At 73.0% G+C, this 16,791-nt stretch carries 12 protein-coding genes; 3 read left to right on the forward strand and 9 right to left on the reverse strand.

Annotated elements, in window-relative coordinates; genetic code table 11:
• The first annotated feature begins 92 nt into the window (after positions 1-92).
• Together ACFIF2_RS05440 and ACFIF2_RS05445 are read left to right on the forward strand one after the other, a co-directional pair.
• Complete coding sequence (locus ACFIF2_RS05440) at positions 93-1,817, forward strand: glycoside hydrolase family 6 protein (RefSeq protein WP_395571332.1); 1,725 nt, start codon at positions 93-95, stop codon at positions 1,815-1,817.
• 162 nt (positions 1,818-1,979) lie between these two features.
• On the forward strand, positions 1,980-2,903 hold the full coding sequence (locus tag ACFIF2_RS05445) for a class I SAM-dependent methyltransferase (protein ID WP_395571333.1): 924 nt from the start codon (positions 1,980-1,982) through the stop codon (positions 2,901-2,903).
• A 74-nt stretch (positions 2,904-2,977) separates the two neighbouring features.
• Here ACFIF2_RS05445 and ACFIF2_RS05450 read toward each other — a convergent pair whose 3' ends face one another.
• The 3 genes from ACFIF2_RS05450 to ACFIF2_RS05460 form a co-directional block, all read right to left on the reverse strand.
• Positions 2,978-3,811: an aldo/keto reductase gene (locus tag ACFIF2_RS05450; protein ID WP_395571334.1), complete on the reverse strand. Its 834-nt coding sequence runs from the start codon at positions 3,809-3,811 to the stop codon at positions 2,978-2,980.
• An 83-nt stretch (positions 3,812-3,894) separates the two neighbouring features.
• Positions 3,895-5,721: an AMP-dependent synthetase/ligase gene (locus tag ACFIF2_RS05455; RefSeq protein ID WP_395571335.1), complete on the reverse strand. Its 1,827-nt coding sequence runs from the start codon at positions 5,719-5,721 to the stop codon at positions 3,895-3,897.
• A gap of 210 nt (positions 5,722-5,931) precedes the next feature.
• Positions 5,932-6,831, reverse strand: coding sequence for a LysR substrate-binding domain-containing protein (locus ACFIF2_RS05460; protein WP_395571336.1), 900 nt, complete (start codon positions 6,829-6,831; stop codon positions 5,932-5,934).
• Between the two features lie 205 nt (positions 6,832-7,036).
• Here ACFIF2_RS05460 and ACFIF2_RS05465 point away from each other — a divergent pair, with 205 nt between their 5' ends.
• A complete protein-coding gene (locus ACFIF2_RS05465) occupies positions 7,037-8,044 on the forward strand; it encodes a bile acid:sodium symporter family protein (RefSeq protein ID WP_395571390.1) in 1,008 nt (335 codons plus the stop codon).
• Between the two features lie 15 nt (positions 8,045-8,059).
• Here the strand turns inward: ACFIF2_RS05465 and ACFIF2_RS05470 are convergent, their stop codons facing one another.
• The 6 genes from ACFIF2_RS05470 to ACFIF2_RS05495 form a co-directional block, all read right to left on the reverse strand.
• Entirely contained in the window at positions 8,060-9,973 is a 1,914-nt protein-coding gene (locus ACFIF2_RS05470; RefSeq protein WP_395571337.1) for an exo-alpha-sialidase, read from the reverse strand.
• A 247-nt stretch (positions 9,974-10,220) separates the two neighbouring features.
• Positions 10,221-11,069, reverse strand: a complete 849-nt coding sequence (gene fdhD / locus ACFIF2_RS05475; RefSeq protein WP_395571338.1) for a formate dehydrogenase accessory sulfurtransferase FdhD — start codon at positions 11,067-11,069, stop codon at positions 10,221-10,223.
• Positions 11,070-11,090: 21 nt separating this feature from the next.
• The gene (locus tag ACFIF2_RS05480) at positions 11,091-11,951 is read right to left on the reverse strand and encodes a 2Fe-2S iron-sulfur cluster-binding protein (RefSeq protein WP_395571339.1); all 861 of its coding nucleotides are present in this window, start codon (positions 11,949-11,951) and stop codon (positions 11,091-11,093) included.
• On the reverse strand, positions 11,948-13,891 hold the full coding sequence (locus tag ACFIF2_RS05485; protein WP_395571340.1) for an NADH-ubiquinone oxidoreductase-F iron-sulfur binding region domain-containing protein: 1,944 nt from the start codon (positions 13,889-13,891) through the stop codon (positions 11,948-11,950). Before ACFIF2_RS05485 ends, ACFIF2_RS05480 begins: the two co-directional genes overlap by 4 nt.
• Complete coding sequence (locus ACFIF2_RS05490; RefSeq protein WP_395571341.1) at positions 13,872-15,794, reverse strand: molybdopterin oxidoreductase family protein; 1,923 nt, start codon at positions 15,792-15,794, stop codon at positions 13,872-13,874. The genes ACFIF2_RS05485 and ACFIF2_RS05490 overlap by 20 nt, the downstream gene beginning before the upstream one ends.
• Positions 15,791-16,762, reverse strand: coding sequence for a 2-dehydropantoate 2-reductase (locus ACFIF2_RS05495; RefSeq protein ID WP_395571342.1), 972 nt, complete (start codon positions 16,760-16,762; stop codon positions 15,791-15,793). The genes ACFIF2_RS05490 and ACFIF2_RS05495 overlap by 4 nt, the downstream gene beginning before the upstream one ends.
• Positions 16,763-16,791 lie beyond the last annotated feature (29 nt).

The raw sequence follows: 16,791 nt of genomic DNA on the forward strand, positions 1-16,791 counted from the left end.
CCCCCATGCCGTCCGGCAGCGGGCCGCGCCCGGTACGGGCGTGGCCCCGGACGACAGCACCCGCACCCCCACCAAAGAAGGAACCCGCACTCATGACCCGTAGCAGAACCGCGATGCTCGCTGCCCTGACGCTGGTCGCCGGGGCGTCCGGCACGGCCCTCGCGGCCCATTCCGCGAACGCCGGAGCGGCGGCCGTCCCCTGCACCGTCGACTACAAGGTGCAGAACGACTGGGGCAGCGGCTTCACCGCCGCCGTGACCGTCACCAACAACGGCGCCGCCACCTCCAGCTGGTCGCTGGGCTGGACGTACGCCGGCAGCCAGAAGGTCACCAACAGCTGGAACGCGAAGGTCAGCCAGAGCGGTGCCGCCGTCACCGCGGCCAACGAGAGCTACAACGGCGCGCTGGCCACGGGAGGTTCGGCGAGCTTCGGCTTCCAGGGCACCTACAGCGGCAGCAACGCCGTCCCGGCCACCTTCACCCTCAACGGCGTGACCTGCAACGTCGACGGCGGCGGCGGACCGACCGATCCGCCGGACCCGACGGACCCGCCGGAGACGGGCGACAGGGTGGACAACCCCTACGCCGGCGCCAAGGTCTACGTGAACCCGGAGTGGTCCGCGAAGGCCGCCGCCGAGCCGGGCGGCAGCCGCATCGCGAACCAGCCCACCGGCGTGTGGCTCGACCGGATCGCCGCCATCGAGGGTGTGAACGGCGGCATGGGGCTGCGCGACCACCTCGACGAGGCGCTGACCCAGAAGGGTTCCGGCGAACTCGCCGTCCAGCTCGTGATCTACAACCTGCCCGGCCGTGACTGCGCGGCCCTCGCCTCCAACGGCGAGCTGGGCCCGACGGAGATCGACAAGTACAAGACGCAGTACATCGACCCGATCGCCGCGATCCTCGCCGACCCGAAGTACGCGGGCCTCAGGATCGTCACCACGGTCGAGATCGACTCGCTGCCCAACCTGGTGACCAACGTCAGCGGACGGCCGACCGCCACGCCGAACTGCGACGTGATGAAGGCCAACGGCAACTACCAGAAGGGCGTCGGCTACGCCCTGAACAAGCTCGGCGACATCGGCAACGTCTACAACTACGTCGACGCCGGCCACCACGGCTGGCTCGGCTGGGACAGCAACTTCGGTCCCTCCGCGGAGATGTTCAAGTCCGCCGCCACCACGGAGGGGGCGACCGTCGCCGACGTGCACGGCTTCATCGTCAACACCGCCAACTACAGCGCCCTGAAGGAGGAGAACTTCAAGATCACGGACTCGGTGAACGGAACCTCCGTGCGCCAGTCCAAGTGGGTCGACTGGAACCAGTACACCGACGAGCTGTCCTACGCCCAGGCCATGCGCGACAAGCTGGTCTCGCTCGGTTTCGACCGGAACCTCGGCATGCTGATCGACACCTCCCGCAACGGCTGGGGCGGCACCGCCCGGCCCACCGGACCGGGTGCGACGACCAACGTGGACACCTACGTCAACGGCGGGCGCTACGACCGCCGCATCCACCTCGGCAACTGGTGCAACCAGGCCGGAGCCGGCCTCGGCGAGCGCCCGAAGGCCTCTCCCGCCGCCGGGATCGACGCGTACGTCTGGATGAAGCCCCCGGGCGAGTCCGACGGCGCGAGCAAGGAGATCCCGAACGACGAGGGCAAGGGCTTCGACCGGATGTGCGACCCCACGTACACGGGCAACGCGCGCAACGGCAACAGCATGTCGGGCGCCCTGGGCGACGCCCCGGTGTCCGGGCACTGGTTCTCCGCGCAGTTCCAGGAGCTGATGAAGAACGCCTACCCGCCGCTGTCCTGAGCGGATTCCGGCGTAGGTGACGCCGGCAGGTGACGTCGTCGGGGCCCGGTCCTCCCGGCCTGGCCCCGACGGCTGCCCTGTTTGCGAAAGCGGCAACAGAACTTGCCCCGGCGCGGTGGGTCGTCGCACTCTGGCGACACCGCGAACGGGAGGCTGACCAGCATGGCGCACGATCAGGACCACGACCACCATCACGGCCACGGCCACGGCCACGGCCATGACCATGGCCACGATCACGACCACGGCCACCTCGACTGGGCCGAGATGGCCCCGGTGCTGGAGGCGCAGGCGGAGCTGTACGCACCGCTGTACCGGCAGGCGATGACATGGCTGGCCGAGGACGTGCCCGCCCCCGGCCTGGTCGCCGACGTCGGCAGTGGGCCCGGCGTCGTCTCCTGCCTGTTCGCCGAGGCCTTCCCCGGCGCGCGTGTCGTCGCCGTCGACGGCTCCGCACCGCTGCTGGAGCGGGCCCGCGACCGGGCCGCCCGCCTCGGCGTCGGCGACCGCTTCACCACCCTCACCGGCGACCTTCCCGCAGTGCTGGGCGAACTGCACTATCCGGCCGACCTGATGTGGGCGAGCCAGAGCCTGCACCACCTCGGCGACCAGCGCGCGGCCCTCGCCGCCCTCGCCGCGCACCTCGCCCCCGGCGGCACGCTGGCCGTCCTGGAGGGCGGCCTCCCGGCCCGGTTCCTCCCCCGCGACCTCGGCATCGGCCGCCCGGGGCTGCAGGCCAGGATGCACGCCGTGGAGGAGGACTTCTTCGCCGAGATGCGCGCGAGCCTGCCCGGCACGGTGGCCGAGACCGAGGACTGGCCCGCGATGCTGACCGCGGCGGGACTGAAGCACACCGGCACCCGCAGCTTCCTGCTGGATCTGCCGGCCCCCGTGCCGGACGCGGCACGCGCCCACGTCGCCGCCTCGCTGTCCCGGCTGCGGGAGCGGATCGGGGACGGCCTGGACGCCACCGACCGGGCCACCCTCGACCGGCTCCTCGACCCCGACGACGAGGCGGGCGTGCACCGGCGGCAGGACGTGTTCGTGCTGGTGGCGCACACGGTCTACACCGCCGTACGGCCGGCCTGACGCGGACGCCGGACACGCGAAGGGGCCCGGTCGCCGACCGGGCCCCTCGTCGTGCCGACCGCTCGGGCGGCGCGTCAGCCGTTGAACTCCGCCGGGTCCGGGCCCAGCCGCCGGTCCTCGTTCAGCGCGCTGATGGCCGCCAGGTCCTCGGTGTCCAGGGTGAAGTCGAACACGTCGATGTTCTCCTCGATCCGGGACGGCGTCACGGACTTCGGGATCACCACGTTGCCCAGCTGGAGGTGCCAGCGCAGCACCACCTGGGCCGGGGTGCGGCCGTGCTTGCGGGCGATCGCCACGATCGCCGGGACCTCCAGCAGGCCCTTGCCCTGGCCGAGCGGGGACCACGCCTCGGTGGCGATGCCCTGCTCCGCGTGGTACTCACGGGCGGCGTGCTGCTGGAGGTGCGGGTGCAGCTCGATCTGGTTGACGGCCGGGACGACCGACGTCTCGCCGATCAGCCGCTCCAGGTGCTCCGGCAGGAAGTTGGAGACGCCGATGGCCCGGACCCGGCCGTCGGCGAGCAGCTTCTCGAACGCCTTGTAGGTGTCGACGTAGCGCTCCTTGGCCGGCATGGGCCAGTGGATCAGGTACAGGTCCACGTACTCCAGGCCGAGCTTGTCCAGCGAGGTGTCGAAGGCCCGCAGCGTGGCGTCGTACCCCTGGTCGCTGTTCCAGAGCTTGGTGGTGACGAAGAGGTCCTCGCGGGCGATGCCGGAGGCGGCTAGAGCCTTGCCGGTGCCCTCTTCATTGCCGTAGATCGCCGCTGTGTCGATGCTGCGGTACCCGGCCTCCAGGGCCGACGCGACGGCCGTGCGAGCCTCGTCGTCCGGCACCTGCCAGACGCCGAAGCCCAGCTGGGGCATCTCGACGCCGTTGTTCAGGGTGATCGGGGGGACCTTGCTGCTCACGAGCTCTTGATCCTTCGGTTGTGGTCAGGTGGTACTCACATCGTCAACGATCACGGGCTCCCGTGCATTCCTGACCGGCGGACTCAGGCCGTGTAGAGCGCCTCGACCTCGGCGTCGTACGCCTTCTCGATGGCCTTGCGCTTCAGCTTGAGCGAGGGCGTGAGCAGGCCGTGCTCCTCGGTGAACGGCTGGGCGAGGATCCGGAAGGTGCGGATCGACTCGGCCTGGGACACCAGCGTGTTCGCGGCGACGACCGCCCGCCGCACCTCCGTCTCCAGGTCGGCGTCGTGCACCAGCTCGGCCGGGGGCATCCGGGGCTTGTTGCGCATCGCCAGCCAGTGCTCGACCGCCTCGGTGTCGAGGGTGATGAGGGCGGCGACGTAGGGGCGGTCGTTGCCGACGACGATGCACTGGTTGACCAGCGGGTGGTCGCGGACGCGCTCCTCCAGCAGGCCGGGGGAGACGCTCTTGCCGCCGGAGGTGACCAGGATCTCCTTCTTGCGGCCGGTGATGGTGAGGTAGCCGTCCTCGTCGAGCGCGCCCAGGTCGCCGGTGGCCAGCCAGCCGTCCCGCAGGGCCTCGTCGGTGGCCTTGGGGTTGTTCAGGTAGCCCTGGAAGACGTTGTCGCCGTTCAGCCAGATCTCGCCGTCCTCCGCGATGTGCACGGTGACGCCCGGGACGGGGCGGCCGACGGTGCCGAAGCGGGTGCGTTCGGGCGGGTTGGCGGTGGCGGCGGCCGTGGACTCGGTCAGCCCGTAGCCCTCGTAGATCTGCACGCCGGCGCCCGCGAAGAACAGGCCGAGGCGCCGGTCCATCGCGGAGCCGCCCGACATGGCGTTGCGCAGGCGGCCGCCCAGCGCCGCCCGCACCTTGCCGTAGACGAGCTTGTCGAAGAGCTGGTGCTGCACGCGCAGGCCCGCCGACGGGCCGGGGCCGACGCCCCAGGCCCTCTCCTCCACCGCCTGCGCGTACTTCACGGCCACGTCCACGGCCTTCTCGAAGGGGCCCGCCCGGCCCTCCTTCTCGGCCTTGCGCCGGGCCGAGTTGAACACCTTCTCGAAGATGTACGGCACGGCCAGGATGAACGTCGGCCGGAACGCGGCCAGGTCGGGCAGCAGGGCGGCGGCGTTGAGCTGCGGCTGGTGCCCGAAGCGGACCTTGCCGCGGATCGCCGCGACCTCCACCATCCGGCCGAAGACGTGGGCGAGCGGCAGGAACAGCAGGGTCGCCGCCTCGTCGCCCTTCCTGGAGTGGAACACCGGCTCCCAGCGGTCGATGACGGTGTCCGCCTCGTACATGAAGTTGCCGTGGGTGAGGACACAGCCCTTGGGGCGGCCCGTGGTGCCCGAGGTGTAGATGACGGTGGCGACCGTGTCCGGCGTGACCGCGTTGCGGTGCCGGTGCACCACCTCGTCGTCGAGGTGGGCGCCCGCGTCGTACAGCTCCTGGACGGCGCCGGAGTCCAGCTGCCACAGGCCCCGCAGGTGCGGCAGCCGGTCGATGACGGTCGCGATCGTCATCGCGTGGTCCTCGTGCTCCACGACCGCGGCGGTCACCTCGGCGTCGTACAGCATCCATTGGCACTGCTCGGCCGAGGAGGTCGGGTAGACGGGCACCACCTGGGCGCCGATCGTCCACAGGGCGAAGTCGAAGAGGGTCCACTCGTAGCGGGTGCGGGACATGATGGCGACCCGGTCGCCGAAGCGGATGCCCTGCGCCAGCAGGCCCTTGGCGAGGGCGAGCACCTCGTCGCGGAACGCGCCGGCGGTCACGTCCCGCCACCGCCCCGCCTCGTCCTTGCGGCCGAGCGCGATGTGGTCCGGGTCGTCCTGGGCATGCCGGAAGACGACGTCGGCCAGCCCGCCCACCGGTGGTGCCGACGTCGACGGAGGACTGGTGAACTCGCGCAAACCCCGCTCCCCGTTCCTGGTGACGCCCCGCACGGCGCGGTGAAAGCTACCCCACGCCGGTCGGCGGCGGCAGGGGTGCCACGATCGGTCGGGGCCCGTGTCCGCGCTGGTCAGCGAGAGAAAATGCGCCCACATGGGGAAGGGCCGGACACTTTCCTGACCATTGAGTAAGTTTCGGTGGCGTAATCTCCACGAGATCTGTACACCCGCTCACGGCCGGTAGTCCGGCTGCCCGAGGCCCCGGCGCCCGGGCCGGTGCAGACGGTCGCCGCTCGCCAGGATCGCCGACGCGAGGGCGTCCGCCGCACCCTGCGCGGAGGGGTGGCGCCGGCCGTGCACCAGCACGAAGTCGACCCGGCCCAGCTCCGGCAGCCCGGCCCGCTCCGGCACCCGCACCAGGCCCGGCGGGACGAGCCCGCGGGAGTGCGCCATCACGCCGAGGCCCGCCCGGGCCGCCGCGATCAGGCCGTTGAGGCTGCCGCTGGTGCACGCGACGCGCCACTCCCGGCCCTGCCGCTGGAGGGCCTCCATCGCGAGCGCGCGCGTGATGCCGGGCGGCGGATAGACGATGAGCGGCACCGGACGGTCCGCATCGAGGCGCAGCCGCTCCGCGCCGATCCACACCAGCCGGTCGCGCCACACCGGCTCGCCGCGCGGATCCTCCGGCCGCCGCTTGGCCAGGACGAGGTCGAGCTTCCCGGCGGCCAGCTGCTCGTGCAGCGTGCCCGACAGCTCCACGGTCAGCTCCAGGTCGACCTCGGGGTGGTCGTGCCGGAAGCCCTCCAGGATCTCCGGCAGCCGGGTCAGCACGAAGTCCTCGGACGCCCCGAACCGCAGCCGGCCGCGCAACCGGGTGCCGGTGAAGAAGGCCGTCGCCTGCTCGTGCACCTCGAGGATGCGGCGGGCGAACCCGAGCATCGCCTCCCCGTCCTCCGTCAGCTCCACGGAGTGCGTGTCGCGGCTGAAGAGCTGGCGGCCGGTCGCGTCCTCCAGCCGCCGCACGTGCTGGCTCACCGTCGACTGGCGCAGCCCGAGCCGCCGGGCGGCCTGCGTGAAGCTCAGCGTCTGGGCCACCGACAGGAAGGTGCGCAGGTGGGAAGGGTCGTACACGCGGGCAGCTTATCGCGGACCGTGATGACAGTCAGAGCGGTGTACCGGATTCCCGATCGCTGGAGGAGGGAGCACGATGGAGCGGGGACCCGCGACCCCGCCGGACGAGCGACTCTGCCGGACGAGCGACCCCGCCGGACGAGAAGTGAACGAACGAGCGACGAGCAAGTGGAGCACCGTGAGACGCCTGCGATGGCCGCGTTGGATGCCGATCGACCCGTACATCCTGCTGCTGCTCGGGACGGTGGGCCTCGCGGCGCTGCTGCCGGCCCGCGGCGCGGGCGCGGACGTCGCCTCCGGGGCCTCCACCGCCGCGATCGCCTTCCTCTTCTTCCTCTACGGCGCCCGGCTCTCCACCCGCGAGGCGATGGACGGACTGCGCCACTGGCGGCTGCACGTCACGGTGCTGGCCTGCACCTTCGTCGTCTTCCCGCTGCTCGGGCTCGCGTCGCGCGGACTCGTCCCGGTCCTCCTGACCGACCCCCTCCACCAGGGCCTGCTTTTCCTCACCCTGGTCCCGTCGACCATCCAGTCGTCGATCGCCTTCACCTCCCTGGCCCGCGGCAACGTGCCCGCCGCGATCTGCGCCGGGTCCTTCTCCTCCCTGGTCGGCATCGTCGTCACGCCGCTGCTGGCCGCCGCCCTGCTGGGCAGCGGCGCGGGCGGGTTCTCCGCGGACTCACTGACCGGGATCGTGCTGCACCTGCTGGTGCCGTTCGTCGCCGGACAGGTGCTGCGCCGCTGGATCGGGGGCTTCGTCGCCCGGCACAGGAAGGTCCTCGGGCTCGTCGACCGCGGCTCGATCCTCCTCGTCGTCTACACGGCGTTCAGCGAGGGCATGGTCCAGGGCATCTGGGGGCGGGTCAGCCCGGCCCGGCTGGCCGGACTGCTGGCCGTCGAGGCCGTGCTGCTCGCCGTGATGCTGCTGCTGACCTGGTACGGAGCGCAGGCGCTGGGCTTCGGCCGGGCGGACCGGATCGCCATCCAGTTCGCCGGGTCGAAGAAGTCCCTCGCGGCCGGACTGCCGATGGCGAGCGTCCTGTTCGGCGCCCAGGCCTCGCTGGCCGTGCTGCCGCTGATGCTCTTCCACCAGATGCAGCTGATGGTGTGCGCGGTCATCGCCAAGCGCCGCGCGCGCGATGCGGACGCCGACGCGCGGGCCGCCGCGCCGCCGCGCGCCACCGCCGGTGCCGCCGGCGGAGGCGGCCGCTGAGCCGGTACGGCCCGCTCACCCGCCCGCCGTCACCGCGTCCAGCGGCAGGTGCAGCACCGTGTTCCCGAGGGCGGAGGGCGGGTTCCCCGCGGCGATCTCCTCGTCGGTCAGCGCCCGGTTCCACACGTGCGCCTCGTCGATCGCGCCGGTGAAGCGGGCCCTGCCGTCCACGCGTTCCCCGACGTGCACACCGAACGGCGAGTTCCGGCTGACCGATCCGGGCACGTCCGCCGCGCCGAACGGCGTACCGTCGACGAACAGCGTGAGCCGGCCCCCGCCGCGGCGCAGGGCCAGGTGGTGCCACCGGCCGTCGTTGTGGGCGCGGTCGGTGCGCACCCACGCCGAGCGCGGCGCCGCCCCGCCCTCCCGCGTGGTGATCAGGCCCTGGATCCTGCCGTTGCCGGGCTCGGCCCGCAGCCACACCTGGGGCTGCGTGGTGCCCACCCCGCCCATCCACAGCAGCGGCTGCTCCCCGTCCACCGCCGTGTACCTAAACCACAGCGACGCCGTGAAGTCCCCGTCCCCGAGCGGCAGCCGCCCGTCGTACGGCAGCCGTACGGCGTCGTCGGCGCCGTCGAAGGAGAGCGCGCCGCCCACCGCGCCGTCCGTCGTCCCCGCGCCGCCGAGCACGGTCGCGGGCGCCGCCCCGGGCGTGAGGTCGGGGGTGGTGGGATCGGCGCCCCGGCGTGGCTGGAGCCACTCCTCGGTGAAGCGGGCGAAGCGGATCTCGTCGCGGGCGTCCACCGGCCCGGCCTCGTACATCAGGCCCACCGTGGTGTCGTCGACGGCGACCATGTCGGAGTAGCCGGACCAGTCCCGGGTGACGACCGTGCCCCGGTCCACGCTGTCCCAGGTCGCGCCGCCGTCGTAGGAGGACCGCACGGCCATGGTCCGGCGGCGGTCGGGGTCGGCGGGCGCGGACAGCAGCATCCGGTCGCCGAGGCGGAGCACGGCCCCCTGCACCTGCGGGGTGTACAGGTCCGGCAGGGTACGGAAGGGGGCGGCGAAGCTGTCGCCGCCGTCGCGGCTGACGGTCTGGGTCCGGTGACCGAGGTCGGTTCCGTTCTCCTCCCGGCCGCTGACCAGGAGTGTGCCGTCGGCGCGTTCGGAGAGGGTGACCTCGGAGGGCTTCTGCCGGAAGGTGCCGTCGGCGGCGACGGGCCAGGTGTCCGTGGCCCCGACCTTCCAGTGCTCGCCGCCGTCGTCGCTGACCAACAGCGCCGCGTGGTTGGCGGAGACCCTCCCCCGGCCTCCGGCCGGGGGGACCCCCATCTCGCTTCGCTCGTGGTCCCAGGTCTCGGCGTTGACGCCGACGACGAGCCGCCCCGGGTGGCTGCCGCCGGTGAGCTGCACGCCGTGCACCGGGCCGGTGGCGTACCAGGAGTTCCAGTCGGGCGGCAGGATCTCGGGGCTCAGGTCGCGCGGCGCGGACCAGGTGCGGCCGTCGTCGTCGCTGTACTGGAGGTGCGGCGTGCGGGCGCAGGGCACCGAGCAGCCCGCGGCGTCCGTGCGGCCCGCGTTGTACGTCTCGACGAGCAGGACGCGGCCGGTGGTGCGGTCCACGACCGGGGCCGGGTTGCCGTGGGTGTCGCCGCCGCCGTCGTTGACGACCTGGAGCGGACCCCAGGTGCGTCCGCCGTCCGTGGAGCGCTTGACGACGATGTCGATGTCCCCGGCGTCCCCGCAGTTGAGGACGCGCCCCTCGGCGAAGGCCAGCAGGGTGTCGTCGGTCGTCCGCACGATCGCCGGGATGCGGAAGCAGGCGTAACCCCCGGGGTCCTGGTCCGCCTCGAAGAGGACCTGCTGCTCGAACTGGGCCGCCCTGCCCCTCGGCTCGGCGTGGGCGGGGAGCGCGGAGGCGGCCAGGGCGCACAGGGAGGCGAGGGCGAGCAGGGGGGAGCGCGGACGCGTGCGGGGAGGTGACGGCATGGAGCGGTCTGCCCTTCGGGCGGCTGGACGGGAGCCGGTCGTCAGGACATCAGTACATCAGTACATGTACGCGGCTGACGGATGATCAGACGCGTGTCGTCCGAGGGCACTTCCTGGGGCGCCCGCGGGGCTGGTGAAGGGCCGCGGCGAGTCCGGGACCGGGGGCCGGGAGCCGAGACGGGGCCCCTGCGGCGCAGGGGGCGCTCCCCGCCGGTCGGGGCCCCGCCGCCGTGCCGCGGGGACCGGGTCAGCCCTGGGCGGCCGCGGCCCGCAGGGCGACCCGGTCCTCACCCGCGTACACGTTCATGGAGGTGCCGCGCAGGAAGCCCACCAGGGTCAGGCCGGTCTCGGCGGCCAGGTCCACCGCGAGCGAGGACGGCGCCGACACCGCGGCCAGCACCGGGATGCCCGCCATCACGGCCTTCTGGGCCAGCTCGAAGGAGGCGCGCCCCGACACCAGCAGGACGGAGCGGGACAACGGCAGGTCCCCGTTCTGCAGGGCGCGGCCGACCAGCTTGTCGACGGCGTTGTGCCGGCCGACGTCCTCGCGCACGTCCACCAGCTCGCCGTCCTCGGTGAACAGCGCCGCCGCGTGCAGACCGCCGGTCCGGTCGAAGACCCGCTGGGCGGCGCGCAGCCGGTCGGGCAGGCTCGCCAGCAGCGCGGGGGTGACGCGGAGCGGGGGAGTGTCGGCGATGGGCCAGCGGGCCGTCGTGCGCACCGCGTCCAGGCTCGCCTTGCCGCACAGCCCGCAGGAGGAGGTCGTGTAGACGTTCCGTTCCAGGGTGATGTCGGGGACGGTCACGCCGGGGCCGGTCCGCACGTCGACGACGTTGTAGGTGTTGGTCCCGTCGGCGGTCGCTCCCGCGCAGTAGACGATGTTCTGGAGGTCCCCCCGCTCCGCGAGCACCCCCTCGCTGACCAGGAACCCGGCGGCCAGCGCGAAGTCGTCGCCGGGCGTGCGCATGGTGATCGCGAGGGGCTTGCCGTTCAGCCGGATCTCCATTGGTTCCTCGGCGACGAGCGTGTCCGGGCGGGTGGAGACCGCCCCGTCCCGTACGCGGATCACCTTGCGTCGTTCCGTGACTCGTCCCATGTTCCGTGCCCCTCGTGCCGGTCAGTCCCGGTTCTGTACGTGCTGGTAGCCGAAGCGGCCCTTGATGCAGAGGTTGCCGTGGGTCACCGGGTTGTCGTGCGGGGAGGTGACCTTGACGATCTCATTGTCCTGCACGTGGAGGGTGAGGTTGCAGCCCACTCCGCAGTACGCGCACACCGTGGTCGTCTCCGTCTGCCGCTCCTCGTCCCAGGTGCCGGCCGCGCGCATGTCGAACTCGGACTTGAACGACAGGGCGCCCGTGGGGCAGACCTCGACGCAGTTGCCGCAGTAGACGCACGCCGAGTCGGTCAGCGGGGCGTCCTGCTCGACGGAGATCCGGGCGTCGAAGCCGCGGCCGGACACGGAGATGGCGAAGCTGTTCTGCCACTGGTCGCCGCAGGCGTCCACGCACTTGTAGCACAGGACGCACTTGCCGTAGTCGCGGACGTAGAGGTCGTTGTCGATCCTCGGTTCCTCGTCGACGCGGGCCGCGTCGGGGCCGAAGCGGTCGGGTTCCGCCCCGTACTCCTTGATCCACCCGGCCGCCCCGGGGGTGGTGGACAGGTCGACCGACGACGCGAGCAGTTCGAGGACGACCTTGCGGCTGTGCCGGGCGCGCTCGGTGTCGGTGCGGACCACCATGCCCGGCTCCGCCCGGCGCGAGCAGGCGGGGGCGAGCGTCCGGGCGCCCTCGACCTCCACGACGCAGACCCGGCAGGCGTTCTTCGGGGTGAGGGTGTCGCCGTGGCACAGGGTCGGCACGTCCTTCCCGGCGGCCCGGCAGGCGTCGAGGACCGTCGAGCCCTCGGGCACCCGGGTCTCCCGGCCGTCGAGGGTGAACTCCACCAGCCGGCGCGGCACTCCGAGCGGTATCGCGGTCATTCGTACGCCCCCAGACGGTCGATGGCGGATTCCACGGCGTTCCAGGCGGTCTGCCCCAGACCGCAGATCGAGGCGTCCCGCATCGCGCGGCCCACCTCCCGCAGCAGGGCGATGTCCCCGGCCGCGGCGGCGCCCGTGCGGTCCGCGATCCGGCGCAGCGCCTCCTCCTGGCGCACGGTCCCCACCCGGCACGGCACGCACTGCCCGCACGACTCGTCGCGGAAGAACTCCGCGATGCGCAGCAGCAGCGCGGGGAGCGGGACGGTGTCGTCGAAGGCCATCACGACGCCGGAGCCGAGCGTCGTCCCCGCCTGGCGGGTCCCCTCGAAGGTGAGGGGGATGCCGAGTTCGTCGGGGCGTACGAAGCCGCCCGCGGCGCCGCCGAGCAGCACCGCCCGCAGGCCCTCGCGCACGCCGGCGAGCGCGAGCAGCTCGCCGAGGGTCGCGCCGAAGGGCAGCTCGTAGACGCCGGGGCGGGCCACGCTCCCCGACACGCAGTACAGCTTGGGGCCGGTGGAGCCGGCCGTGCCGATCGCCGCGTAGGCGGCGGCGCCCAGGGTCAGGATCGGCAGCACGTTGACCAGGGTCTCGACGTTGTTCTCCACGGTGGGCTTGCCGAACAGGCCCTTCTCCACGGGGAACGGCGGCTTGGAGCGGGGCTCGCCCCGGTAGCCCTCGATGGAGTTGAACAGGGCTGTCTCCTCGCCGCAGATGTAGGCGCCCGCGCCCCGCCGGATCTCGATGTCGAAGGCGTAGCCCTGGCCGAGGACGTCGTCGCCGAGCAGGCCGCGGGCGCGGGCCCGGGCGAGGGCGTTCTCCATGCGGCGCAGGGCGCGCGGGTACTCGCCGCGCAGGTACAGGTAGCCCCGGTGCGCGCCGGTGGCGTACGCCGCGATGGTCATCGCCTCGACGAGCGCGAACGGGTCGCCCTCCATGAGGACGCGGTCCTTGAAGGTGCCGGGCTCCGACTCGTCGGCGTTGCAGACGAGGTAGTGCGGGTGGTCGGGCTGGGCCGCCGCGGCCTGCCACTTGCGGCCGGTGGGGAAGGCGGCGCCGCCGCGGCCGACCAGCCCGGCGTCGGTGACCTCGCGGATGACGCCGGCCGGGCCGAGGGCGAAGGCGCGGCGCAGGGCGCTGTAGCCGCCGTGGGCGCGGTAGTCGTCGAGGGAGGTGGGGTCGGTGGTGCCGATGCGGTGGAGGAGGGTGAGGGTGGGGTCGCCGGTCTGGGGGACGGAGGCTTCGGGGGCGGGTTCGGCGGGTGCCGATTCGGGGGCGGTGGCCGCGCGGATCGTGGCGTCCGGGGTCGCGGGGGCGCATACGGCCGTCGCGCGGAGGGTGCTTCGCCCCCGCCGCCCCTTCCCTTTCCCGACCCCGGGGGCTGCCGCCCCCGGACCCCCGCTTTCGGCCTGGACGGCCTCGTCCTCAAACGCCGGACGGGCTGAAATGCCCCCCTGTGCCGGACGGGCCGATGCACCCGCCCGGACGACCAGAGCCGCCGGGGCGCGCTCGCACAGGCCCAGGCACGGGCTGCGGTCGACCTTCACGCCGCGCTCCTCCACGGCCGCGCACAGTTCACTCGCCCCCGCCGCCGTGCACGCCAGGTCGGTGCAGACGTGCAGGACCGTGGCAGGGCGGGGGCGGACCGAGAACATGGCGTAGAAGGTGGCCACCCCGTACGCCTCGGCCGGGGGGACCGTCAGGCGGCGGCACACGTAGCCCAGGCCGCCCTCGCTGATCCAGCCGACCCGGTCGTTGAGCGCGTGCAGGGCCGGCAGCAGCTGGTCGCGGCGGTCCCGGGCCGCTCGGCCGCCCCGGGCCCATCTGAGGTCGGCATCGGACCGGTCCGCGCCCTCCCAGGACGACTCGGGCGGGCCGAGCAGGGCGTCGACGGCCTCGCGCTCCTCGTCCGTCGGCCTGCTGTCACCGAAGCGCAGGTCCACCGCTGCTCACCTTCTCGATCCGGATCGCCGAGGCCTTGAACTCCGCCGTCCCGGCGATCGGGCAGTTGGCCTCGATGGTCAGCTGGTTGGTGTCCACCTCGTCGGGGAAGTGGAAGCTCATGAAGGCGAGCCCCGGCCGCAGCGCGGTGTCGACCCACACGGGCGCGACCACCGCACCGCGCCGCGAGGCCACCCGCACCTCCTCACCGACCACGACCCCGTAGCGCTCGGCGTCCTCGGGGCACAGCTCGACGGCCTCGCCGCGGCGCAGGGGAGAGGCGTAAGCACCGCTCTGCACACCGGTGTTGTAGGAGTCGAGCCGCCGTCCCGTGGTCAGCCGGATCGGGTACTCCTCGTCGGTCAGGTCCACGGGCGGGTCGTGCCGGACCAGGCCGAAGGGCGCGCGCGGGCCGCGCCGGTCCGGGTCCGTGTCCCACAGCCTGCCGTGCAGGTAGGTCGGTTCCAGCTCCTCGGTGCTCGGGCACGGCCACTGGATGCCCTGGTGCTCCTCCAGCCGCGCGTACGTCATCCCGTGGTGGTCCGGCGACAGGGAGCGCAGCTCGTTCCAGACGGCCTCGGCGTCGGCGTACTTCCAGTCGTGGCCGAGGCGGGCCGCCAGGTCGCAGAGGATGTCGATGTCCTCCCGCGCCTCACCGGGCGGGGTGACCGCCCTGCGCACGCGCTGGACGCGCCGCTCGCTGTTGGTGGTGGTGCCCTCGGTCTCCGCCCAGCCGGCGGTCGCCGGCAGGACCACGTCGGCCAGCTCGGCGGTCTTCGTCAGGAAGATGTCCTGCACGACGAGGAAGTCCAGCGCCCGCAGGCGGCGTATCGCCTGCTCGCTGTCCGCCTCCGACTGCGCCGGGTTCTCGCCGATGCAGTAGACGGCCCGCAGGGTGCCGTCGTCCATGGCCTCGAACATCTCGGTGAGGGTGAGGCCGTGGCGCGGCTGGATGACGGTGTCCCAGGCCGTCTCGAACTTCCGCCGGACGCCGTCGTCGAGGACGTCCTGGAAGCCGGGCAGCCGGTTGGGGATCGCCCCCATGTCGCCGCCGCCCTGCACGTTGTTCTGGCCGCGCAGGGGCTGGAGCCCGGATCCGTAGCGGCCGACGTGGCCGGTGAGCAGGGAGAGGTTGATCAGCGCGCGGACGTTGTCCGTGCCGTTGTGGTGCTCGGTGATGCCGAGGGTCCAGCACAACTGGGCGCGCTCGGCGCGGGCGTAGGCGTGCGCCAGGTCCCGGACGGCGGCGGCCGGGACGCCCGTGACCTTCTCGGCGAGGGAGAGCGTCCAGGGTTCGACCAGGGCGCGGTACTCCTCGTAGCCCGAGGTCGCCCGCTCGACGAACGCCTCGTTGACCAGCCCCGCGTGGATGATCTCGCGGCCGATCGCGTGCGCCAGCGGGATGTCGGTGCCGACGTTCGGGCCGAGCCAGCTCTCCGCCCACTCGGCGGTGGAGGTGCGGCGCGGGTCGACGGCGTACAGGCGGGCCCCGCCGCGGATGCCCTTCAGCACGTGCTGGAAGAAGATCGGGTGCGCGAAGCGGGCGTTGGAGCCCCACATCACGATGACGTCGGTGTGCTCGATCTCCTCGTACGACGAGGTCCCGCCGCCCGAGCCGAAGGCCGCCGACAGGCCCGCGACGCTCGGCGCGTGACAGGTGCGGTTGCAGGAGTCGACGTTGTGGGTGCCCATGACGACCCGGGCGAACTTCTGCGCCACGTAGTTCATCTCGTTGGTCGCCCGGGCGCAGGAGAACATCCCGAACGCGCCGCGCGCCGCCGCCAGGCCCCGGGCGGTCCGGTCGAGGGCCTCGTCCCAGGTCGCGCGGCGCAGCGGTTCGCCGCGCGAGTCGCGGACCAGGGGATGGGTGAGGCGGACGTAGGTCTTCGGTTGCCGTTTCCTCATGCGGCGCTCCTCAGCGCGAGCAGGTCCGACAGGGCGTGGACGGTGCGCAGGGTGGGCACCGGGACCCCGGTGATCTCCGCCAGTTCGACGACGGCCGCGAGCAGCACGTCGAGTTCGAGCGGCTTGCCGCGCTCCAGGTCCTGGAGCGTGGAGGTGCGGTGGTCGCCGACCTTCTCGGCGCCCGCGAGGCGCCGCTCGATGGAGACGCCGACCTCGCAGCCGAGGGCCGCGGCGACCGCCAGCGTCTCGGCCATCATGGTCTCGATGACCCGGCGGGTGCCGCCGTGCAGGCACATCTGCCGCATGGTGGCGCGGGCCAGGGCGCTGATCGGGTTGAAGGAGATGTTGCCCAGCAGCTTCAGCCAGATGTCGCCCCGCAGGTCCGGCTCCACCGGGCACTTCAGGCCGCCCGCCCGCATGGCCTCGCTCAGTGCCAGGCACCGCGCCGACACCCCGCGGCCGGGCTCGCCGATGGAGAACCGGGTTCCTTCCACGTGCCGGACGACGCCCGGCTGTTCCAGTTCGGTGGCCGCGTAGACGACGCAGCCGACGGCCCGCTCGGGCGCGAGCACCGCGCTGACCGCGCCGCCCGGGTCCACGCTCTGAAGCCGGCGGCCGTCGTACGGGCCGCCGTGCCGGTGGAAGTACCACCAGGGGATGCCGTTCTGGGCGGCCACGATCGCCGTGGTGCCGTGCAGCAGCGGCTCGATCAGCGGCCCGCACGCCGCGTACGAGTGGGCCTTGAGCCCCAGGAACACGTAGTCCACCGGGCCGACCTCGGCCGGGTCGCCGGTGGCCCGGGGACGCGCGGTGAAGTCGCCGCGCGGGCTGCGCACCCTTACTCCGTCCCGCCTCATGGCCGCCAGATGCGGTCCACGGGCGATGAGATGCACGTCGGCGCCCGCACGGTGGAGCGCGGCACCGACGTAGGCGCCGATCGCCCCGGCGCCGAGGACTGCGACCTTCATGGCGGACGAGCTCCGTTCGGTCGAGGGAT

It is taken from the genome of Streptomyces sp. BK79 (assembly GCF_044142145.1).
Taxonomy (GTDB): Bacteria; Actinomycetota; Actinomycetes; order Streptomycetales; family Streptomycetaceae; genus Streptomyces.